This window comes from Flavobacterium sp., from assembly GCF_004295795.1.
GTDB lineage: Bacteria > Bacteroidota > Bacteroidia > Flavobacteriales > Flavobacteriaceae > Flavobacterium.
The window spans coordinates 87,703-109,733 of record NZ_SEBR01000008.1 but is presented as its reverse complement, the minus strand read 5'-3'; the positions used below and the strand labels follow the sequence as shown (position 1 = coordinate 109,733).

Sequence of the window (22,031 nt, the reverse complement as noted above, 5' to 3'; positions counted from 1 at the left end):
AAAGTCTGAATGTGATAAATTGGTTTTTTACTGTCGCGCAATTTATACAATCCATTAGATTTTTGAGATTTTTTTTTTGGAAGCTGACTTGCGAAAGGTGAGTAAGTTGCGCAAAGCGTCTATTATCTATCCGTCTATTATCTATCCGTCTATTATCTATTATCTACTTCTTCTCATCCCCTAAAGATTATACTTAAAACTCAAAATCACATACCGCGGCTGCACGAAATACTGTGAATTCGTGATTCGGAACTGGTCGAAACTGTTGTCGTTCAAAGATGTCGTATTCAGCAAATTCGTGGCCGCGATTTTGTATTCCCATTTGCTGTCTTTCTTTTGGTAGATCAGGCTGGCGTTGAGGAAATCGTATTGGTTGTCGACGGCGTTCGTACCTGATTTGTTGTAGTAGTGATAAAATTGGTAATCGGCGACGAACGAAAACGCGTTCAGGAAATAATAGTCGAGTTTGGCGAAAGGTTGGTCGGTGTAGAACGTTTGCCCCGTGAATTCGTTGACGGTAAAACTGTATCCGATTTCGAGGTTCGGTATTTTTCGGAAATTCGTCGAGGCGCTCAAGCGGTAATTTTGCGTGAAACTTTCGGTCGTGCGGCGTTGGGAATCGAGTTCGCCCGTGCCGGGATTCGGAACCAGAACGAGGTTGTTGAATTTCGACCAGTTCAAGGCCGCGCTTATCTGGGCTTTGTAATATTTTAGGAACGAACGTCCGTAGCTTCCCATTCCCGAGGCGGTTTCGTCGGCGAAACGCGAATTGAACGGCGTGTTGGTTTGGTTCACTCCGTCGAAAAAGGCCTGGTTTTTGACCGCATCGGTTCTTTTGGTGTAAGAAAGGTTTCCGAAGATATTCTCGAAATTGAACATATTGTATCGGAAGTAACGCAACGAGTGCACTTGCGAAGTCGCGTTCTCCAAGTATCGGTTGCCTCTAAACAAACTGTTGTAGTTCGAAAAAACGTAACCTTCGGCCAACTGGTTGATGTCGGTGAAATCGTTGCTCAATTGGTAAGTGTAAGTCAAGGTTTCAGACTTTCTAATTTGCCACATCACGTAAAAATCGGGCAGGAATTTCTGGAAATCCCGTGAAAAAGTCGTTCCGTTCTGTTGGTTCGTCATCGAAAAAGTGTGAACCGAAAATCCCGGATTGAACGTGAATTGCCCAAAAAGCAATTTGTAATGAACGCCGACGAATGCATCGTTGAACGCATAATTCACGTCGTTGCGGTTTTCGGGAGAATCGAGGTCGTTGACTTGCTCGTTGTCGAGAACCTGATAGATCCGCGAATCGAAATTTTGGTAAGAATACGTATTTCCGAGCGTTACATTGATGTTCGATTTCGGAGTCAACATATAATAATAGTCGGCTTTGGCATCGAACTTATTGGTCTTGACGAAGCGCTGTTGGTTGATGTCGTTTCGCAATTGTCCAGAAATGTAGTCGGCGAAACTGAACGGCTGCGTAGCCAGATTCGCGTTGTAGAAAGGATCTTCGTTTTGGTACAACTGCTGCGCCTCGAACGAGAACACGTTCTTTTCGTTTAGCGTGTAATATAGACTCAGGTTTTGGTTGAACGAAATCGGGTCCTGTTCTTTTTCCGTGTAGATATTTTCCAGGGTCGAAACGCCGTTCACGATAGACTCGCGAAGCAAACTCGCGTTTTCATCCTGTTTGGAAGTCTTGAGCAACGCATCGTAATCGAACTGGAATTTCGTGCTCGGTTTGTAGGACGAACTCAGTTTGAACAATCCGAAACTCGAGGTTTGACGCGATCTGTCCTCGCGGTTTTCCTGGATGTCTTCTTCGACGTATTCGGTTTGGGAATCGGTTTCCATTTGGGTTTTGGAACGCGAAAGGATTCCGAAACCACTTATTGTCCAGGATTTTGTCGGATTGTACGAGAAGTTCGCAGCTCCGAAATCTGTGTCGATTTCCTTGGCGCGGTTGTTTCTCAGCATTGCGATTCCCAAGTCGTTGGACGACACGTTGAAGTTTGCGCCGCTGCGTCTCATCATTGACCTGAATCCGCCTGTCATCTTGAAATAATCCTGTATCGTGAGCGGCAATTCGCCTATGTTGTTGAAGTTTCCGATCACGTTTATGCTGTATTTCGGGCTGTAATAGAACAACTTCGGATTCAGCAAAAAGCGGTTTTCCTCGTGTCCGACGCCGGTTCCGGCGGTCATGTCGCCAAACCAGAAATTCTTTTTGCCCGATTTTAGCTTGATGTTCATCGCCACGCTTTCCTCGTTGTTCTCAAGGCCTTTCAGTTGACTGACCTCGTTGTAGTTGCGCAAGACCTGAACTTTGTCGATCGCGTCTGCCGGAATGTTTTTCACGCCCAATTTGGTATCGCCATCAAAGAAATCCTTGCCTTCGACCATGAGTTTCTGGACTTTTTTGCCTTCGACCTCGATTTCTCCGTCGGCGTTGACTTCTACGCCCGGAAGTTTTTTCAACACGTCCTCGAGTTTGCGCTCTGTTCCGGTCTTGAACGAATCGGCGTTATAGGAAATCGTGTCGCCGTTGATGGAAACCGGCATTTCCTTGACGATCTCTACCGCGTTCAACTCGATTCCGCCGGCTTCCATTTTGACTTGTTGGGAAATATTCTCGTTCAAGGTCTTGAGGTTGAATTCCTTGGCCGCCATTCCTAGGTAACTCGCCTTGACGGTATAATCGGAATTTGCGTTCAGGTTGAGCACGAATTTGCCTTTGTCGTTCGTGATCGCATAAGCGTCGATGGCTTTCGTGGCGTTGTTGACGGCCATGATGTTCGCCATTTCGAGCGGTTTTCCGTCGTTGTCGACGATGTTTCCGTCAAAGCGGACGTTTTGGGAAAATCCGGAAAGCGAAACCAATCCGAAAAGGAAGAAAATAAAGTTCCTCATGTTTGTTGTCTGGATAAAAAAAAACCATCAACCCAAATCGAAAGTTCAGATTGATGGCAGCCTGTTTCTTAGTTCATTCTGATCGTTCCGCCGCGTTGGCCCGGACCGCCTTGACCGCGCATTTCACGGAATTCCTCCATTTTTTTCACGACGATCTCATCGTATTGTTTCTGGGTGACTTTATCGCCTTTCGTGGCCGGCTTGATCGCCACTTTGTCCTTTGGGTTCAAAACCACTTTCGAGCAAAGCACTACCGTTTTTCCATCGTTTATCTCGAGAATCAATCCAGGCAAACCCCAATAACTTTCCGGACCTTGGTTCACCGGAATATCTGGCGTATACCAAGCGGTTACAGTTACGTCTTTGGGCATTTCGACTTCGTCCATGAAGTTGGTTTTCTTTTGGGTTTCGTCCTTTTTGTCGGTTTTGGCTTTGTCGTCTTTCTTTTCCTCATCGCGTCTTTTCGGACGGAAATTCCTGAAATCCGACTTGCTCGCCGGAACAACAGCCGTAGCTTTATAACAAGTGTACTCGCCGATTTTCTTGGTCTCACTCTCCATTTTCCAGTTCAGCTTCGGAAGCGAATCCTTCACGAGGAATTCCTTTCCCATGAAATCTTTGTCGACCGTGTACATTTTGGTTTTCACGTCTTTATAATACGTTCCGCCTCCGCCCATCATTGACGAGGCCATTCGCATGCTGAATCCGCCTTGAGGTCCGCCCGGCGATTCGAGTTTTTCTTCCTCTTTATAGATCGAGGCCGATTTGTCGAAATTCAGGATGAACGTTTTCTCGAACATGGCTTTCATGCCTTCTTCCATACGTTTTTTCATCTCGGGCGAAATGTCTCTGTTTTCACCCATCCTGGCCTGGAATTCGGCCGTGCTCGTTTTGGATTCATAAACCGCCATGCCTTGAAAATCCTGGGCTTGGGCGAACATTCCGACAAGGAAAGAAGCAATACTGAAAATGAATTTTTTCATGGTGTAGTTTTTGATTGACAGTGACAAAGATGACGGATTGCCGAACTTTTTGTTACCAAGAATCTGTTAAACTTTGAACAAAAGTAGTCGTCAGGATCAAGCTGTTGCGCATATTCCGACAGACAACCCGATTTCGTCGACGATTCCGCAAATTCGTCCGATATCATTTAGACGTTTGGTGCGGACGAAAGTTTAATCGTATCTTGGTTTTCTCATGAAAAAATTCCTGCCGATACTTTTTTTGCTGTTTCAATATGCTGGTTTTTCGCAACTTGCAGCGGTTTCCACTTCTGAGATTGCCGTCGCGGCCGATAGGTTTCTGGGTTTCGACAACCTCGGATCGAACTATTACGTCAAGGACAATACTTTCTATAAGGAAAAAGAGGGCAAAATCCTGCAATACAAAAACATTTCGTTTGGGAAAATCGAGAAAGCCGATCTGATCAATCCGATGAATCTCGTGTTGTTTTATAAGGATTTCAACGCAGTCGTGTTTTTGGACAACCAACTCAACGAGATCAGGCGCATCAATTTTTCCGATTTTGTCGAACCGATGACTGTCACGGCGATAGGAAATGCATCACAAAACAGGCTTTGGATCTACAACAACATCAACCAACAGATCGGGCTTTACGATTACCTCAAGAATTCCGTTCGCTATATCGCACAACCGCTAAAGGGAAATATCGTGCACTACGAATCTGATTTCAACTATTTCCATTGGCTTGACGATTCGGGAAACCGCTATTCGTGCGATCTTTTCGGAAAGATTTCCAGCCTCGGGAAATGGCCGATCGAACCCAATTCCCAATTCGTCTCGGACAAATCGATGCTGTATCTCAAAAACGGGAATCTGTACTTTTTCACGTTGGCCGATAATAACGGGCAAGTTGTCGATTTAGGCAAAAAATCACCTTTAGGCTTCTGGTATAACGCCCAAAATTTGGCTATTTTTACACCCGCCTTAATCAGCAACCACAAACTAAATCTACGCTAATGCACATAGCCGTCGCAGGAAATATCGGAGCCGGAAAAACAACGTTGACGCGCCTCTTGGCCAAACATTTCAAATGGGAACCTCATTTCGAGGACGTGGTCGACAATCCTTACCTCGACGATTTTTACCATCAGATGGAGCGTTGGTCGTTCAATTTGCAGATTTATTTCCTCAATTCGAGATTCCGACAGATTTTGCAGATCCGCGAAAGCGGCAAAAAGATCATCCAGGACCGAACGATCTACGAGGACGCACACATTTTCGCACCCAATTTGCACGCGATGGGTTTGATGACAAACCGCGATTTCAACAATTACACCTCTTTGTTCGAATTGATGGAATCTTTGGTCGCTCCGCCTGACGTGCTGATTTACCTGAGAAGTTCGATCCCGAATCTCGTCGCCCAGATCCACAAGCGAGGACGCGATTACGAAAACTCGATCTCGATCGATTACCTAAGCCGACTCAACGAGCGTTATGAAGCGTGGATTTCTACTTACACCAAAGGAAAACTTGTGGTGATCGACGTCGACAACATTGATTTCGTGAACAATCCTGAAGATCTGGGAATGGTTTACAATCGCATCGATGCCGAGTTGAACGGGCTTTTTTAGTTTACTTCCTTTCAAGATGTAATTTTTCGTTGTACCACTTTTTATCTAGATACGACGCTGTGTTTTTTACGTTTGGAAGTTTGTCGCTTTTGACGAATTTGTAGTTGTATAACAAATCATGAGCGTCATCAAAACGGATTTCGAGTTCTTCGGCAGATTTTATTTTTCCCGTCTTGTAGAATACTGACGAAACCATGTCTGTCGCGGCATTCCCGAAAAATTCTATAAAAAGCGAATCTTTTTCAACCCTATACCAATCGTGTGAGGTTTTGTACGTTTCGCGATCCGCAAATTCCTCTTTAATTCGTTGCTCTATATTATCATCGATTATATTTCCCGAAATTACATATCCTTTGTCGGTAAAGATCAGATACGCCCGAAACGAATGATTCGGATGAAGTTCGCCTTGTTGAAGATAATAGCCGTCAGTCCTTAACCGAGTTGTCGAATTATCCTGATAAATTGGCATCGCGTAGGTTTTGTAAATTTTCGGCCGTAAAAACCACGGACCGCTTTTGCAACCGAGCGCAACTAATCCCAACATCAAAACAAGAGCGAGTCGCTTCATTACTACTTTTTTGAGAGATTTTAGATAAAGATTCAATTTGCCGTCTTGATTTTTTCGATTTCGTCGGGATTGGCGTCTTGACTCGCATCGGTAACCGCCGCCGAGTGAAACCACAAAGCAGTCGTATGCGAAAGTTTTTCGATATTTGATGAACGTACGCCGCCGCCGGGCATGATCGTGATTCTTCCGCTTGCCTTTCGGACGAGTTCGGTGAGGTTTTCGAGATTGTCGATCGCATTTCCTTTTCCGCCAGATGTCAGGATATTTTGGAAACCGCACGCAATCGCATCTTCCAAAGCGGCTTCGGAATCTGAAATTTCGTCAAATGCGCGATGTAAGGTACACGGAAGCGTCGTCAGTTTCACCAATTCCGAATTGCGTGCAATGTCCAATTTCGAATCGGAAGTCAGCATGCCGAACACAAAACCGTCGGCGATTTCCCTGAACTTTTTGAGATCGTGTTTCATCTGCTCGAATTCGGCATCCGAATAAACGAAATCACCGCCACGTGGGCGAATCATCACGAAAATCGGAATATGAAGTTCGGGTTTGATCGCTTTCAGACTTTCGAAATCCGGCGTGATTCCACCCAAATCGTAACCCTGACAAAACTCGATTCTGTCCGCGCCCGATTCTTGGGCGACGCGAACCGATGCCACATTAAAGCAAGCTATTTCGATATGAAAACTCATTTGAGGTAGAATTGAGGCGTTTCCATGCGATTTCCGGACGCGTCGTGAACTGCATAACTGAATCCGCCTTGCACGCAATAACTGCCGAATTCGCCTTTTTTGTTCAAAGCGATAAATCCTACCTGAATATCCTTGAGACTTTTGTTGCGCTTTTTTGAGATTTCCACGATTCGCATCACAGCTTCCTTGCACGCTTTCTCGGGCGATCTTCCCTGTCGCATCAATTCTACGACAAGATGGCTTCCGGCGATTCTTATCACTTCTTCGCCATGACCTGTAGCCGTTGCCGCGCCAATTTCGTTGTCGACATATAGTCCGGCGCCAATGATTGGCGAATCTCCAACGCGTCCGTGCATTTTGTAGGCCATTCCGCTCGTGGTGCAAGCGCCCGATAAATTTCCGTTCGCATCCAAAGCGATCATGCCGATGGTATCGTGGTTTTCAATATTGACTTTTGGCTTGTATTCAGACGTTTTCAGCCAATCTTTCCACTCTTTTTCCGATGGTTCGGTCAACAGATTTTCCTTTTTGAAACCTTGGGACAAAGCGAAAGTGAGCGCGCCTTGGCCAACCAACATCACGTGCGGCGTTTTCTCCATGACGGCTCTCGCGACTGAAATCGGGTGCATGATGTGTTCCAGACAAGCCACGGAACCGATGTTCGAAAAGTTGTCCATGATGCAAGCGTCCAAAGTCACGCGGCCGTCGCGATCCGGTCTTCCGCCATAACCGACGCTTCTTTCCTCGGGATCGGCTTCGGTTATTTTCACTCCGGATTCTACGGCGTCGAGCGCGCGTCCTCCCGATTTCAGCACCTGCCACGCGGCTTCGTTCGCTTTGAGACCGAAATTCCAAGTCGAAAGCACAATCGGTTTTTGGGTTTTTCCCGAAGTCGGAAAGTCGATGTCGAGCAATGGCTTGACTGCAAAAGCCGCCGAAGCCAAAGCTGCATTCTTTAGGAAATCTCTTCTTGCGCTCATCAGTTTACGAGGATTTCGTCGGCGAAAAGCCAGGCCGCGTTTCCGGAACCGGGTTTTCCATCGGGGATTTTTTTGGTGTTTTTGGCCACGATTTTCACGAATTGCGCCTTTTGGTTCTTGAATGGAATCGCAATCGTTCCGCCTGATTTTTCAAGGTCGGCAGCCGAAACTTTCGCCACAGGTTTGAATTCTTTGTTGTCTTTGGAAACCAGGATTTCAACTTCCGTCGGATAATAGATCCAGCTTCCGGCGCTTTGCATGAAGCTCGCCGTTACGGACTCGATTTTTTGTCTGTCGGACAAATCGATCACGGCTTCGAGGTCATCGCCCGAAAATCCGAGCCAATCGCGTCCGAATCTGGTTTTGTCGCCCAAAATCCCGTTCACCAAAGTAAAGGCGCCGTCTCCCGAATATTTCGCGTTCGGGCTTGTGAGCAGCGTCACTTTTTGTCCTGTGGATTTGGCGAATCGGAAATCCTGAACCGTCGTCGCACTCACTTTTTTGCCTTTCTCGAATCTTGCCGCTTTGACGGTCTGCGTTTCGGGAACGATGATTTTTCCGGGAAACATTCGCGAATCTTCGGTCGGTTCCGATCCATCAGTCGTATAGTGGATCTCTGGATTTTTATCCGCGGAAGCGAACTCGAGCATGACGCGATTCCTGCCGAAAGGCGAAGCTTTGGCCGAAAGCCCGAACATAGAGCGGCTGTAGTTGATCCCGAGTTTGTCGAGCAATTTCAGGTGCGAAACCAATCGCTTTTGGAACTGGCCGAAATTGCCCGCGTCGGAAGTTCCCCAATCGACTTCGCTCAAAGCCGCGATTCTTGGGAAAACCATGTATTCCGCGTGGTCTTCGGTGGCGATGTATTCCGTCCACAAATTGGCTTGTGCGCCCAAAATGTACTTGGATTCTTCGGGCGTAAGCGCATCTGGGATCGGGTTGAAACCGTAGACTTTTTCGATAGTCACGTTTCCGCCGAAGCCCAGAGGTTCGTTTTTGGGATCGCCTTGGTAACGGTCGAAATACAGATTCGATTCGGGCGTCATTACGACGTAATGCTTTTGTTTGGCCGCGGCAACTCCGCCTTCTGTGCCTCGCCAGCTCATTACGGCCGCATTCGGAGCCAGTCCGCCTTCGAGGATTTCGTCCCAACCGATGATTTTTCGACCCTTGGAATTCACGAATTTTTCAATGCGTTGGATGAAATAACTCTGGAGTTCGTGTTCGTCTTTCAGTCCTTTTTGCTTGATCAGGTTTTGGCAATGCCCGCAGGTTTTCCAACGCGTTTTGGGACATTCGTCACCGCCGATGTGGATGTATTCCGACGGAAACAACGCCATGACTTCGGTTAAAACGTCTTCGAGAAATTGGAATGTGTTTTCCTTTGGACAAAAGACATCGTCGAAAACGCCCCAAGTGCGCTCGACCTCAAACGGTCCGGAAGTGCAGGCCAATTCAGGATAAGCCGACAAGGCCGCGACCGCGTGACCCGGCATTTCGATCTCCGGGACGATCGTGATGTGACGCGCCTTGGCATAAGCGACGACTTCCTTGATTTGCTCTTGTGTGTAAAATCCGCCGTATGGAATCTCGTCCCAGCGCTGTTCGTTGTAATGGCCGGCCATCGTGCCTTTGCGCTTGGATCCGATTTCGGTCAGTTTTGGATATTTCCTGATCTCGATTCTCCAGCCTTGGTCATCGGTGAGATGCCAATGGAATTTGTTCATCTTGTACATTGCCAGAAAATCGATGTATTTCTTGACGAATGCCACCGACCAAAAGTGACGCGAACAATCCAGGTGCATGCCGCGCCAGGCGAATTTCGGCTCGTCCGTGATGTCGAGGTTCGGAAGGACTTTATCTTTGGAACTTTCTCCGATCTGATACAAAGTCTGCAACGCATAAAACGCTCCGGCGGCGTCTGAAGCCTCGATTTTTATAGGATTGTTTTGTGAAATCCTGAGGTGATAGGCCTGCGACTTGAGCTGTTTGTCTTTTGCGATTTCGAGAACGCCGTTGTTTCCCAAAGTGTAGACATTCATGGCCTTGTTCTCGAAAAAGCGGTTCAGTCCGTCGAGATCCGCGAACAGATTTTTGGTTTCGAACTTCATTTGGGTCGTTCCGGGCAAAGGTTCGAGATGCTGCGGTTTTGGGATCAAAGGCAAATCCTGGGCAAAAACAGTCTGTGAAAACAAAAGTCCGAAGAGGAAATATCTGAGCATTTTGACAAGTGTATTTCCACAAATGTAAACATCAAAACCAAGATTTCGGCAATAAAAAAAGCCCCGCGGGTGCAGGGCTTCCTTTCTTTTCATTTTCGTTTATCGGACGACGATCTTGCGGGTTTCTTTCGCGCTTCCGTTTTGTACGGTCACGAGGTAAATTCCTGCCGACGCACCGTCAAGCTGAAGGTTTTCGTCAAACAATCCATTGTTTTGGTAGTTCTTTTTCAAGATTTGGCGTCCGCGGATGTCGTGAACGTCGATTTGGATGTCCGAAGAAGCATTAGGTGTAAATCTGATGTTGAAAGTACCGTTGTTCGGATTCGGATAGATGGCAAAATCGGATAGATCGCGGTCGGCCACGCCCAAAGCTTGAACCGAACATACGTTCAGGCTCCACGAGTTCAAGGTGCCTCCGTCGAGGTTGAATCCGTCGGCCACGCGCAATGTCCAGGTTCCGGCAGAATTGGATCCGTTCAAGACCGAAAGCGGGCTCGAAGGTTTCAGAGTTCCCGAAATTGCGGGTGAAGCGCCACAAATGAAATTCGCTCCTGAATCGTCGAAAGTCACGTTGATGTTCTGTCCTTCACCGCATTGTCCCACGGCCAAAGGTACTTGAACGCCGGTCGGACTGATCAAGGTCAGCGTCAAATCGCCTACGTAAGTGTGCGTGATATTTACTGATACGTTCACGTCTGAAATCGTCACGCCGCTGGCGATTGCCAAGGTCGAATTGACGGTTGGCGCACCGGTTGCAGCGATTGTAAGCGGAACGTTCGTCGAAGCGGCCGTATTGCAGATAATTTGCCCGGTCTGGAACGCGAATGCTGATCCGAAAACGCCAGAACATGATGGGTTTTTGGGACGCACTCTCCAAAAATAGTTCGTGCCTTCCAACAATCCCGTTGCCGAATAAGTCGTTCCTGTTACTGTCGCCGAAATTACTACCGTTGTGAAAGCCGCATCTGTCGCCACTTCTATATCATAGGAAGTCGCGTTCGCATCTGCGCCCCAAGTCAGGCTCACGGTTGTGTTTTGAGCCGTTGCATTATTGGCCGGAGCCGTCAAAGTCGCGCCAGAGAATCCGGCGCTGAACAATTGCAGGTAAAGCGGAACGGTTTTGGTCGTCGCACCGGAAGTGGCCGTAACGACAATCGGGTAAGTACCGGGCGTTGCAGCCGCGGTGTTTCCGATTGTCAAAGTCACATCTCCGCTAGCCGAAACAGCAGTTGGCGAAAACGTGGCAGTCGCTCCGGCAGGCAAACCTGTTGCGGTGAAAGTCGTCGTTGCCGAGAATCCGCCCAAAGCGGCGTAAGAAATCGTGTAAGTCGCGTCCGAGCCCGAACAAGCCGATTTGTTTTGTCCGCCGGAAGCCGGTGAATAGGCAACCGATAAAGTCGAAGGCGCGGCCGTAATCGTAAAGTTCATGTTCGAAATGTCGTAGAAAATGTGGTTGTATCCTTTTACCATGATGCGGTTCGTCGTTCCCGGATTATTTGGGATTGTTACCGTTTCCGATCCGTCGTTTGGCACTTGGGATGCGATTTGGATCGGATAGGTCAAACCTCCGTCGGTAGAAAGGAAAATGTCTACAAAAGCTGTGTTCACATTATTGGCCGTCGTTCCCGCAACATCCCAAGTCACGATCTGGTTGGATCCTGCGATGAGTGAAACCGCTGTGTTTGGAGACGTTACCAAAAACGGTCCGGCAGTTGCGTTTACCGTAATTGTAGTTGCGTCAGAACCTGTTTGTCCTACGCCTGTGGCCACATCGCGAGCCGTCAGTACGAAATTTAGCGTTCTTGCGACAGAACTCGCGGCTTCCTGATTGAATCCGTTGAGACTTGTGGTAAGTGTGTTGGCCAAAACCGTGTTCAAACGCGGCATGTATCGAACCGGAGTCGCCACAGGATCGAAAGATCGGAAGTTCGGACCGGCCGTTTTTGTAGGAGAAGCCAAACTTGCACCACCTGTTTGTGAAGTGGCCGAATCGTTCTGTTCCCAACAATAGCTCAAAACGTCACCGTTCGCATCTGTAGCCGATCCCGTAAGGATGAATGGCGTGCTTTTCGGAATCGCGTAATCGAGTCCGGCGTTGACTACCGGAGCGTTGTTTGACAAAGTCGTGCGAACCGGACAAGTCTTGGTGACCATGTTGTCCTGCACTTGCTTGATGCTTGCGTAGACGAAATAATCGTCAGAATGCGCTTGCAGATCCTGGCCCGTGATTCCGGCGTAACCCATGATGGTTGAACCCGAACCTGGTTCTACGTTCACACCTGTTCCTTCGACGCTCATCGAGAACGTGTGGTTGGCTCCGAATTGGTGACCGAGTTCATGCGCGACATAATCGATGTCGAAATTGTCGCCTTGCGGAATGCCATCGGCCGGAGACGTGATACCGCGCCCTTTTCCGGTAAGGCAGACGCATCCGATACAACCTGCATTTCCGCCACCTCCGGATGCTCCGAACATGTGTCCGACATCGTAATTGGCTTCACCGATATTGTTGGTAAGTGTCGTCTGCAATTGGTTGTTCCAGTTGGCCATCGTCGTGTAAGGATCGGTTGCCGCGTTGGTGTAAATCACGGCAGTCGTATTGGCTATGATCGACATGTGGATCGCGAAATCAGTCTCGAAAACACCGTTCACACGAGTGATGGAGTTGTTGATTGCCGCAAGTGCCAATGGAACTGTTCCGCCGTGGAAAGTCGTATATTCTGCGTTGCAGGACATCGCAAGCCTGAAAGTCAACAATTCCCCTGTGTTTGAATTCGGGGCATTCGGCAGTTGCAGCTGTCGGCTTGCGTCCGATGCGATCGCCACATCTTCTGTAGAGCAATTCCACGGAAGTGCGCCTTTCTCGCGAGACGAGCGGAATACGGCATACGTTTTTGCATCCTCGGAATACGGTTCCATGAATTCGGTTTTTTGTCCGGTGCGGAAAACCATCGTACTGAATCCTTTCGTATCGGAACTCATGCGAAGCACGGCCGATTTGTCGTCAAGACCTTTCCCGACATAAGCGCGGATTTGCGGAAACTGTGCCTGCAAAGCCGGTTCGAAATTCGAGGCTTCAAGCACTTCGAAACGCTCGAGATTTCCATCGGCATTTGGAAGCGAGATCACGACACCTGCGACTTTCTTGGAAAAATCGCGTTGCGGGGCGGTTTGCAACGCTTGGCGCAAGGCCACATCGTTGAGTTCAAATAGCTGGAAATCTTTTGGGAACGACTGTCGGGCGACAGCTTTTTGCGTTTTCACGTTTCGGTTCGTACTTGCCTTCCACGATTTCTCGGTTTGGGCAATACCCGAAAACACGCATCCCGACAAAAGCAGAATGGATAGAATTCTTTTCATTAAAGTAGTGTTGTTAAAGTTTTTTTCTACTCAAATATAGTGATTGGCTTACATAAAGCCGTGGACTTGTTCCAAATAAAAAAGACGCCCAATCCGGACGTCTTTGTTTATCAGATAGTCGTGATTTTACCTTGTGATGGAATCGATTTTGGCCTGAACTTCGGCCTCGGTTCCTTTAAAAGTCGTTTCGGAAGTCACCGGAGTTTCGTCTCCCGATGTGCTCGACATCTTGACGATGGCCGTAACTGTGCCGTCTACCGCTTTTGTTTTTTCGATGGACACTTCTTTGTTGGTCGATGCCGATGTGTCCGATGACGGAGCGATCACTTCGATCGACGCCGCTTCTTCAGCAGTGATTTCGGTCGCGCCGCTGTGGCCGCCCAAAATCGGGGCAATAACCAATCCGACAAGGCAAGTCAATTTGATCAAGATGTTCATCGACGGACCAGAAGTATCTTTGAAGGGATCACCGACAGTATCTCCCGTAACCGCCGCCTTATGGGCGTCAGAACCTTTGTAAGTCATTTCGCCGTTGATCATCACGCCAGCCTCGAACGACTTCTTCGCGTTGTCCCAAGCGCCTCCGGCATTGTTTTGGAAAACGGCCCAAAGCACGCCTGAAACCGTAACTCCGGCCATGTAGCCACCAAGCATTTCGGCAATAAGCTGATTGTTTTCTCCGTAAACCAATTTCCCGATAATCACGATCGCGATTGGGAAACCGATAGTCAAAACGCCCGGCAACATCATTTCGCGCAAAGCCGCTTTTGTTGAGATTTCAACGCATTTTCCGTATTCCGGTTTTCCCGTTCCTTCCATGATTCCCGGAATTTCCTTGAACTGACGGCGCACTTCGTAAACCATGTCCATCGCCGCTTTTCCTACGGAATTCATCGCCAAAGCCGAGAAAACCACCGGAATCATGCCACCCACGAACAACATCGCCAAGACCGGAGCCTTGAAAATGTTGATTCCGTCGATTCCCGTGAATGTTACATAAGCCGCGAAAAGTGCCAATGAAGTCAATGCTGCCGACGCGATCGCGAAACCTTTTCCGGTCGCGGCAGTCGTGTTTCCGACAGAGTCCAAAATATCCGTCCTTGTGCGCACTTCTTTCGGAAGCTCACTCATTTCGGCGATTCCACCGGCGTTGTCAGAAATCGGTCCGAACGCGTCGATCGCCAATTGCATCGCCGTGGTTGCCATCATTGCCGAAGCGGCAAGCGCAACTCCGTAGAAACCAGCCAAAGCGTACGATCCCCAAATTGCGGCCGCGAAAAGCAAAACCGTCGGGAAAGTCGAGATCATTCCCGTTGCCAAACCAGCGATCACGTTGGTTCCGGCTCCGGTTGACGATTTCTGCACGATCGCCAAAACCGGCTTCGTTCCCAAACCTGTATAATATTCGGTTACCGATGAAATGGCTCCGCCCACGAAAAGTCCAACAAGTGTCGCATAGAAAACGCGCATCGAGGAAATGGTTTGCAAACCTTCCCCAAAGAATGTCATTTTCATATTTTCGGGCAACATGTATTTTACGAGGAAGAAACAACAGATCGCAGTCAACACGATAGAAACCCAGTTTCCTACGTTGAGCGCGCCCTGAACTTGTTTTTCCTTGGCGTTGTTGTCTTTGATTTTTACCAACATCGTTCCGATGATCGAGAAAAGGATTCCGAAACCTGCGATCGTCATAGGAAGCAAAATTGGTCCGATTCCTCCGAAGGCGTCGTTGATTTTCCCGTCCATATCCTTGATCACGTAGTTACCCAAAACCATCGCGGCAAGTACCGTTGCGACATAAGATCCGAACAAATCGGCACCCATTCCGGCTACGTCACCTACGTTATCGCCCACGTTATCAGCGATTGTCGCCGGGTTGCGCGGATCGTCTTCCGGAATTCCGGCTTCGACTTTACCTACAAGATCGGCTCCGACGTCGGCAGCTTTGGTGTAAATTCCACCTCCTACGCGTGCGAACAAGGCAATCGATTCGGCTCCGAGAGAGAATCCGGCCAACGTTTCGAGAACGATCGTCATCAATTCAGATGGTGTTTTGGTGATTCCGTCGATGACTTTCGATTCCCAGACGCCGTCCATGAAAAAGTGGAAGAAAAAGATGAAAAAGCCCGTCAAGCCAAGAACGGCAAGACCTGCAACGCCCAATCCCATTACTGTCCCGCCTCCAAAAGAGACCTTCAGCGCTTGTGGCAAACTCGTGCGCGCGGCCTGAGTCGTTCTCACATTGGTTTTTGTGGCAATCTTCATTCCCATATTTCCGGCAAGAGCCGAAAAAATCGCCCCGAAAACAAAGGCGACGACAATCAAAATATGCGTGGTCGGAACGATATAGGAAATTCCCGCGAGCGCGACGCTGGCTCCGACTACGAAAAATGCCAAAAGGCGATATTCTGCTTTGAGGAAGGCAAGTGCGCCCTCGTAAATGAAATCTGAAATCTCTTTCATCTTCCCGTCGCCGGCGTCTTGTTTCAAAACCCAGGCGCGTTTGGCCGACATGAACAAAAGCCCAAGCAAGGCCATCGCTATAGGCACGTAAATCACAAATTCTGTCATATTCTTGTTTATTTATACTTTTTTTAACGGCGTCTAAAATAAGGATTTTTTAAAACCTCAAGCGACAAAACGCCATTTTATAACTAACAAGATTTCAATTTAATATACTTACTGCAAACGATTTCGCTTTCCGAGGTAATGTTGCCATAAAATAAACGACGCGAGCGAGCGAAAAGGCGCCCAGTTCCGGGCAAGTTCGGCCATTTTTTCGATTTCATGGACGTCGTACAATTCCTGGATCGCCTTCCTGATGGCAATGTCGCCAAACGGAATCACATCTGGAAATTGCAGGCAAAACATCAAGTAAACCTCGACTGTCCAAACGCCGACACCTTTTATGGCCAGCAATTCCTGAGTGACTTCTTCTGCCGATTTTCCCGAAAGCGATTCAAAATCCAAAATCTTGGAAACGACGCGGCTCGTCATGTCTTTTATATAGGACGTCTTTTGTCGGGAAACGCCCAAGGCACGAAATTCCTCATCGGTTGCGGCCAACATTTTTTCGGGTGTGATTTCGGTGAAATATGCTGCCATTTTCACATAAGTCGCTTTCGCGGATGCGATCGAAACCTGTTGCTCGAGAATGATGTGGACCATCGCGGCAAATCCTTGTTCGCGCACCTGGACGACGGGATTTCCATACTTTTCGATCACCGATTTAAGGATCGGATCTTTTTGTGACAGGATTTCGAGCATGTCTTTCATTGGACGATCTTTTGGAAAGCGTCCCTTGGCGTGCCGTCACTCACGTAAATCACACCGCAATGGTCGAAGCCGTTCTTGCGAAGGAAATTCTGCATCGGAACGTTCTCGTGATGTGTGTCGACGCGGATGTTCGGGATTTGGCCGAACGCGAATTCAAACGCAGCCTTGGCGATTCCGCTCACGGTTCTCGCCGATGCCAGACGATGGATTACGCCATATGGTTTGTCGTTGAGCCAACTTCCGTTCTCGATCACGTCGTAATTCGCATCTGGATTTTCGCCTTTCATGAAACAAAAATAACCGACGAGCCTATTTTCGCTTTCGCAGACAAAACCTGTTCCCGAATTGATGTCGTTCAAAATGATTTCCGCCGACGGATAACCGTTGCTCCACTGCGTCAAATTGCCCGATTCGCGCATGATTTGTCGCGCTTGCTCAATTACTTCTAGAACGGCATTTACTTCAGTTGGTTTAGCGGGACGTATTTGCATGACCCGAAGATACTATTTTGTGGCCGCATCGAAAAGTCGGCAATAGTTGCCACCGCCTATTTTGGCGATTTCGGGTTCGTTGAAACCAGCTTTGAGCAACGCCTCGACGACCGTGTAGTAAAAGCCGCCGTTGCTTTTCTCCCAAGCCGAATTCGTGCGCTCGCCGGCTCTTTCGCCCTGATTTTTGAAATTGCTGTCTGGCGCGTGATAGGCCGGCGTCATTTTGGTATCTGTGCCAATCGAGACGTGTTCGACGCCAACGACATCTACCATCGCGCGGACATTGTCTGCGAATACGGTCGGGTTTTCGGCCAAATGTGTCCACACGCCAATCACTCCGCCTTTGTCCGCGACGATCTTCGCCTGTTCTTTCGCGATGAGACGCGGTTTCATCATCTTGGCGAAATTCTCGTTCTGGCCAAGACGCGTGTCCAAGCCGGTGTGTGAGATCAGGACAGGATTTTTGGCGACTTTGAGCGCGGCATTTACCGTATCGTCATCACAATGCGCCAAATCGATGAGAATCCCGAGTTTCTCGCTTTCGCGGATGACGTCCGATCCGAACTGGGTCAAGCCCTCGCGTTTGACGGGATTCGTGTAGATATCGCCCAAAACCACCGATGCGTCGTTGTCGTGCAACAAACCCAAATGGCGCAATCCGCGGTCATATGCGACTTGCAGCCGTTCGATTTTGCCTTCCAGGAAATGTCCGCCTTCGACAGATTGGATTACAGTCGGTTTTTGGGATTTGTGTGCTTTCTCGATGTCTCGCAAATTCAGTGCGCGCTTCATTCCGTTGGCTTTGAGAATCGCGTCCACAGCCGAAAGTCCGTTGAGGAAACGTTCGTAAGCCTCGCCTTCTTTGGTGAGTTTCTGGTAATCGACGGCAAAAGTCATCGCGATGGCCGACAATCCCGATTTTTTCATTTCGCCCGCCAAATCGACTTTTGGCCCCGGAAGTTGTGAAGTGACGAGCGGAACGTCGACGTGGTTATGAGTGTCGATACCGATTGTCCGCTTGACGATCTCAATTACTCTCGGATCGATTTCCTGTTCGTTCAAAGTCCACGAAAAATAGGGGTTAAGCACAAGCATCGCACCTGACGAACCCAGGATTTTGACAAATTTTCGGCGCGAAAATTCGGGGTTTCGGTTTTCCATTAATTCTGTTTGTAAGAGGTTCTTTTTAGGACGGCGATTTTTGGGTTTGGTTTAATTGCTTTTGGGCAGAAAACCGGAAGTTGTGTAAACTCCTGCTAATCCTCGCCCAAATCCTTCTTAAGTTGGCTTATGAAAAACCGCGGAGGCATTTCATATTTGGCTTTGAAAGCACGGGCAAAATTTTGGGTTGAGCCAAATCCGCATTCACCCGCCAAGGCTTCATCGGTGTATTTGCGATAACGATTTTCCGTTCGCAGTTTTTTTACGATATACCGAAGCCTCAGATCCCGGACATACTCTTTGCTGTTCATTCCTCGATGCTGTTGGATGATTTGCTGCGCATAGGTAAGATTGGTTTCCATGAAGTCAGCCAAGTCTTTGGCCATAAGACCACTATCCCTGAATTTTTCGGTCGACTCGAATAAGGACAATTTTACGAGTGCCTTTGCTACGACATCTGGTCTGATCTCCTTTTCGATTTTCGGCATATCCTGAATCGAAATTTCCTTGTCTACTAACTTAGTGCTTTTTAAAATGACTGTTTCGGCGTCATCGCATTTTGGCGCGTGGACGGACGTATCCAACGGCTGATCCATCAATTTCCTGTAATTCCTGCGATAGGCGCGAAGTCTTCGATTCTTTACAAAAAAGTATATAAGCAGAACGGAAAACCCAATGATTGCGTACGTTTTTACGGCCTGTGATTCAAGCGCATCCCGGTAATTTCGGTTTAATTCGCGATTGTCGTACTCCTTGACAACTTTCGGCACAAGATATTTGAAGTCGCTGTTTAGGACACTGTCGACAATTCTCGAACGGCGCGTATAGTAGTTTTCGCTTTTGAAATCCTTGTTCCTGATGTAATGCGCGATCAGGATGTCATAAGTTTGGCGAAGATCTGGCCTTATATATTGGGTGTCGTGGAACGAGCTATCTACTTTTTTGAAATAGACGAGGGCTTTTTCCTGGTTTTTAAGGGCGAGATTCGACTTTCCGAGATAAAACCAAATCACGGCCAGATTGGAATAGTCGCCTGCTGCCTTTAAGTATTGGGCTGACTGTTCCAATTGGTCGACTGACGTCTTGTATTTGCCAAGAAAAAAATCGTTTACGCCATTTGAGTATATTAAGTACCAATGCATCTTGCTGCAGCCCAGTCGTATCTCTTCCTTAAGACCAAAGGTACTCAGCTCACGCGATTGCTCGAAATCGCCCAACCTGTTATAGCTCAAGCTAAGCGAATAGATCGCATTGAGGTAGCCGCGTTCGTCCTTATCACGATAATGCTCGAGACACTGTTTGTATAATGCAATAGCTTCGTGATAATAACCGAGGTAGTACTTTGTGTTCCCAATACCATATTTGAGCTTGTAAATGTCATACCTCGCACCGGAATCCGACAGGTATTCATCTGCTTTGAGGTAAGCATTAAGAGCGTCATTATGTTGATTCCTGCTATAATGCGCGATTCCCTTAGTGAGGTATGCCTGTCCGATTATAGCTTTATTTTTTGTCTGAAGTGCCGCGAAAAGCAGCGTATCGGAATACTGCGTGAGGAATTCGCGCCGGTCGTTATACATAATCTCACGCAGCGCAGCTACTTCTTGTAGCCTGTTACTATCAAGACGTGCCTGATCGCGCCACAGTCTGGCATACCTAAGTTTCTGTTCGCGGCCTGAAGCTGTGTCAAACTGGTTGATAAATCGCGTGTAGCGAGAATTATCCTGGGCCCGCGATGTGTAGATCGAGAGCACGGAAAAAATTATGAAAATGTATTTCATTGTAGGTAACGATGCAATCCATAGCCCAAAAGAAGGCATTGGATTTTTAGTTTGTTTGGTTGGCAAGGCGGTTAGTTATGGCATGATGTCTTAAGGGTCGATACAGAGCTACGAACAAGGTATCTGTACGCAATTTACTACAAATTGCTTGATAGTCAATTTGCAAATTGACCATCGTCAATTTGCAAATGGCCTAGGCTAACGTTTGCGAGGCTATTAGGGCGGCAGTACGTTTGCCCTGAATTCAAAGGGACTGCAAACCCAAAACTTGTTCAGATTACCCCGGGAGAAATGAACTGATTTTCTAATCAGTATTTCTAAAACCATCACCATGAAATTTAATAGCTTCATTCTATTTATGATTTTAATTTGCTCTTGTTCGTCCGATAACGAAAGCTTTGATATTTCGCCACAAAACAATCTTTCTCTCACCCAAGAAGCCATGCAAAAAACTGAGTTGCACCCGGCTAGCAATACCTTGAATCCGTACGATTACTCCGGCCAGCTGTTTGATAACCTGTTTACAGATTATTACGCCTCGAGTTCTCTTCCCACCTCGACAGCTCATATTGTCGCCCGTGTCAATGCTGTTGCAGAATCGAACTCACAGTTCTTGACTTTGAAGACCGTCGCGTACACACCTACGACAACTGCCGAAGTAAATGCGTCACTGGCAAACTCAATTGGATGTGTCGAGGCCTTTACTAACGCTGCGAACCTAAGTGTAAAAGCAAAATCAACTTTGGCAGACTTTATTAATACGGTCGTCCCTCTTTGTGCGTCAGCCACGGAGTACCAAACCGTTTACGATTACATTATTACGTTCGAGTCAGCAACATTAGCTGATGCAATCTTGACGTTTACTGACAAGAAGGTGATCCTGACAACATCTTCAATAACAAGATATTCAACATACCGTCAACGCAAAAAGCCGAAGAAGAAAGAAGACCCGGAATGGGATTTGATCACGACTCACGTCACTGCGGGCGCGGCCGGCTCTGAATTCGACGTTTGTGTTGCTACATCGCGTGCGCTTGCTACAGGGGTTGCCGGCCAAAACTGATAACAATAACCCTTTGAACGAGAGAGGTCGTCCCTTTAGCCCGGGGCGGCCTTTTTCTATTTAAAGTTCGTCTGTACTTTCCATGCGTTGTACGAATGTTTCCCGCAACGATTGCAGGAATTTCGCTCTTTCTGATTTCCTTTCGCGTATTTCGAGGAACGTCTTATGGTATTGTCCAAGGTTTATGTTGAACATCCCTTCAAATATATCCACAAAATCTTTTAGATTTATGTTACCACCGTTAAGGACACCTTCGGCGTGAAGTGCATAAAGCAACTCCACCAAGGCGACCTTAGACCCCGTCCAAGTAACGACTCGCAAGGCTTTTGACGATTTTTCGCTACCGTCTGCCAATGCTGAAAGCCGACCTTCGAGATAGCGGCAGATATCCTCATTAGCCAATAGGTGGGAAAGTACATAGTCATGCGAAGTACTGAATCTGGAATCAGCCTGAATACTCGCCACATCTGGTGCCAACCGAAAATCTACCTTACCTCGCCGAAAATATTTTTCGTCCATATCGGTCGCACCACTTCGATAATAGCGGTAAAAATCGAAATTCTGTGCAAAAAAGGATTTTAACTTGTCCATCTCGTTTTTGTAGTGTGAACGCTCGGTTTCCCGATCACCAACAGGCATCGAAAGCTCCACTTTATAAACTTCGCGGTAATAGATAAGGCGAGAGGTAAAGAGCGGCTTGATATTCCTGAAAAGAAATATTTCCTCGGCCGAATCCTTGAACTCATAATCGATCACAAATGTCTTGAGCCTATCGATAAGTGCTGCCATGCCCGTGATGGCCGGAACGCAAAAGGCAATTGGTTCGTGTTTGTTTGAATGGATCGAACGCAGAAGGTCGTCCATCTCCTGCTCTAAAGATTGGGAAAAACGCTTCATGATGTTTGGTTTGGTTCGACCAAATCTATTTGCGCTACG

Annotated in this window: 16 protein-coding genes; 3 read left to right on the top strand and 13 right to left on the bottom strand. The window is 47.7% G+C overall.

The genetic code is table 11. The annotated features are described in order from the left end of the window. Positions 1-180: 180 nt before the first annotated feature. Positions 181-2,904: a carboxypeptidase-like regulatory domain-containing protein gene (locus tag EOO49_RS08920; protein WP_290844800.1), complete on the bottom strand. Its 2,724-nt coding sequence runs from the start codon at positions 2,902-2,904 to the stop codon at positions 181-183. Positions 2,905-2,972: 68 nt separating this feature from the next. After that, entirely contained in the window at positions 2,973-3,887 is a 915-nt protein-coding gene (locus EOO49_RS08915; RefSeq protein WP_290844798.1) for a GLPGLI family protein, read from the bottom strand. Positions 3,888-4,101: 214 nt separating this feature from the next. On the opposite strand from EOO49_RS08915, the gene EOO49_RS08910 reads away from it, so the two are divergent. Both EOO49_RS08910 and EOO49_RS08905 read left to right on the top strand, forming a co-directional pair. Then, positions 4,102-4,884 carry a hypothetical protein gene (locus EOO49_RS08910; protein ID WP_290844796.1) on the top strand — a complete coding sequence of 261 codons (783 nt, stop codon included), beginning with the start codon at positions 4,102-4,104 and terminating at the stop codon, positions 4,882-4,884. Next, a complete protein-coding gene (locus tag EOO49_RS08905) occupies positions 4,884-5,498 on the top strand; it encodes a deoxynucleoside kinase (RefSeq protein ID WP_290844794.1) in 615 nt (204 codons plus the stop codon). Before EOO49_RS08910 ends, EOO49_RS08905 begins: the two co-directional genes overlap by 1 nt. Before the next feature lies 1 nt (position 5,499). Here EOO49_RS08905 and EOO49_RS08900 read toward each other — a convergent pair whose 3' ends face one another. The 10 genes from EOO49_RS08900 to EOO49_RS08855 all read right to left on the bottom strand — a co-directional run bounded on the left by EOO49_RS08900 (position 5,500) and on the right by EOO49_RS08855 (position 20,098). Beyond that, complete coding sequence (locus tag EOO49_RS08900) at positions 5,500-6,066, bottom strand: hypothetical protein (protein WP_290844792.1); 567 nt, start codon at positions 6,064-6,066, stop codon at positions 5,500-5,502. A gap of 32 nt (positions 6,067-6,098) precedes the next feature. After that, positions 6,099-6,758 carry a copper homeostasis protein CutC gene (locus tag EOO49_RS08895; protein ID WP_290844790.1) on the bottom strand — a complete coding sequence of 220 codons (660 nt, stop codon included), beginning with the start codon at positions 6,756-6,758 and terminating at the stop codon, positions 6,099-6,101. Further along, on the bottom strand, positions 6,755-7,738 hold the full coding sequence (locus tag EOO49_RS08890) for an isoaspartyl peptidase/L-asparaginase family protein (RefSeq protein WP_290844789.1): 984 nt from the start codon (positions 7,736-7,738) through the stop codon (positions 6,755-6,757). The genes EOO49_RS08895 and EOO49_RS08890 overlap by 4 nt, the downstream gene beginning before the upstream one ends. Further along, on the bottom strand, positions 7,738-9,960 hold the full coding sequence (locus EOO49_RS08885) for a family 20 glycosylhydrolase (RefSeq protein ID WP_290844787.1): 2,223 nt from the start codon (positions 9,958-9,960) through the stop codon (positions 7,738-7,740). Before EOO49_RS08885 ends, EOO49_RS08890 begins: the two co-directional genes overlap by 1 nt. Positions 9,961-10,059: 99 nt before the next feature. Continuing rightward, on the bottom strand, positions 10,060-13,320 hold the full coding sequence (locus EOO49_RS08880; RefSeq protein WP_290844785.1) for a reprolysin-like metallopeptidase: 3,261 nt from the start codon (positions 13,318-13,320) through the stop codon (positions 10,060-10,062). 126 nt (positions 13,321-13,446) lie between these two features. Continuing rightward, positions 13,447-15,894 (bottom strand): sodium-translocating pyrophosphatase, encoded by a 2,448-nt coding sequence (locus tag EOO49_RS08875; RefSeq protein ID WP_290844783.1) that lies wholly within the window; start codon positions 15,892-15,894, stop codon positions 13,447-13,449. A gap of 108 nt (positions 15,895-16,002) precedes the next feature. Then, positions 16,003-16,599 (bottom strand): DNA-3-methyladenine glycosylase 2 family protein, encoded by a 597-nt coding sequence (locus tag EOO49_RS08870; RefSeq protein ID WP_290844781.1) that lies wholly within the window; start codon positions 16,597-16,599, stop codon positions 16,003-16,005. Further along, positions 16,596-17,090: a GNAT family N-acetyltransferase gene (locus EOO49_RS08865; RefSeq protein WP_290844779.1), complete on the bottom strand. Its 495-nt coding sequence runs from the start codon at positions 17,088-17,090 to the stop codon at positions 16,596-16,598. The genes EOO49_RS08870 and EOO49_RS08865 overlap by 4 nt, the downstream gene beginning before the upstream one ends. Before the next feature lie 12 nt (positions 17,091-17,102). After that, the gene (locus EOO49_RS08860; RefSeq protein ID WP_290844777.1) at positions 17,103-18,251 is read right to left on the bottom strand and encodes a membrane dipeptidase; all 1,149 of its coding nucleotides are present in this window, start codon (positions 18,249-18,251) and stop codon (positions 17,103-17,105) included. 95 nt (positions 18,252-18,346) lie between these two features. Next, a complete protein-coding gene (locus EOO49_RS08855; protein WP_290844775.1) occupies positions 18,347-20,098 on the bottom strand; it encodes an AraC family transcriptional regulator in 1,752 nt (583 codons plus the stop codon). Between the two features lie 265 nt (positions 20,099-20,363). Here EOO49_RS08855 and EOO49_RS08850 point away from each other — a divergent pair, with 265 nt between their 5' ends. Next, positions 20,364-21,095: a hypothetical protein gene (locus EOO49_RS08850; protein WP_290844773.1), complete on the top strand. Its 732-nt coding sequence runs from the start codon at positions 20,364-20,366 to the stop codon at positions 21,093-21,095. 60 nt (positions 21,096-21,155) lie between these two features. On the opposite strand, the gene EOO49_RS08845 is transcribed toward EOO49_RS08850, so the two are convergent. Then, a complete protein-coding gene (locus EOO49_RS08845) occupies positions 21,156-21,992 on the bottom strand; it encodes an RteC domain-containing protein (RefSeq protein WP_290844771.1) in 837 nt (278 codons plus the stop codon). Positions 21,993-22,031: the final 39 nt, after the last annotated feature.

Excerpts from the sequence above, each read along its gene's own strand:
- EOO49_RS08845 (WP_290844771.1), bottom strand. The coding sequence starts at position 21,992 with ATGAAGCGTTTTTCCCAATCTTTAGAGCAGGAGATGGACGACCTTCTG.
- EOO49_RS08920 (WP_290844800.1), bottom strand. The coding sequence starts at position 2,904 with ATGAGGAACTTTATTTTCTTCCTTTTCGGATTGGTTTCGCTTTCCGGA.
- EOO49_RS08900 (WP_290844792.1), bottom strand. The coding sequence starts at position 6,066 with ATGAAGCGACTCGCTCTTGTTTTGATGTTGGGATTAGTTGCGCTCGGT.
- EOO49_RS08880 (WP_290844785.1), bottom strand. The coding sequence starts at position 13,320 with ATGAAAAGAATTCTATCCATTCTGCTTTTGTCGGGATGCGTGTTTTCG.
- EOO49_RS08870 (WP_290844781.1), bottom strand. The coding sequence starts at position 16,599 with ATGAAAGACATGCTCGAAATCCTGTCACAAAAAGATCCGATCCTTAAA.
- EOO49_RS08915 (WP_290844798.1), bottom strand. The coding sequence starts at position 3,887 with ATGAAAAAATTCATTTTCAGTATTGCTTCTTTCCTTGTCGGAATGTTC.
- EOO49_RS08895 (WP_290844790.1), bottom strand. The coding sequence starts at position 6,758 with ATGAGTTTTCATATCGAAATAGCTTGCTTTAATGTGGCATCGGTTCGC.
- EOO49_RS08865 (WP_290844779.1), bottom strand. The coding sequence starts at position 17,090 with ATGCAAATACGTCCCGCTAAACCAACTGAAGTAAATGCCGTTCTAGAA.
- EOO49_RS08910 (WP_290844796.1), top strand. The coding sequence starts at position 4,102 with ATGAAAAAATTCCTGCCGATACTTTTTTTGCTGTTTCAATATGCTGGT.
- EOO49_RS08890 (WP_290844789.1), bottom strand. The coding sequence starts at position 7,738 with ATGAGCGCAAGAAGAGATTTCCTAAAGAATGCAGCTTTGGCTTCGGCG.
- EOO49_RS08860 (WP_290844777.1), bottom strand. The coding sequence starts at position 18,251 with ATGGAAAACCGAAACCCCGAATTTTCGCGCCGAAAATTTGTCAAAATC.
- EOO49_RS08875 (WP_290844783.1), bottom strand. The coding sequence starts at position 15,894 with ATGACAGAATTTGTGATTTACGTGCCTATAGCGATGGCCTTGCTTGGG.
- EOO49_RS08885 (WP_290844787.1), bottom strand. The coding sequence starts at position 9,960 with ATGCTCAGATATTTCCTCTTCGGACTTTTGTTTTCACAGACTGTTTTT.
- EOO49_RS08850 (WP_290844773.1), top strand. The coding sequence starts at position 20,364 with ATGAAATTTAATAGCTTCATTCTATTTATGATTTTAATTTGCTCTTGT.
- EOO49_RS08905 (WP_290844794.1), top strand. The coding sequence starts at position 4,884 with ATGCACATAGCCGTCGCAGGAAATATCGGAGCCGGAAAAACAACGTTG.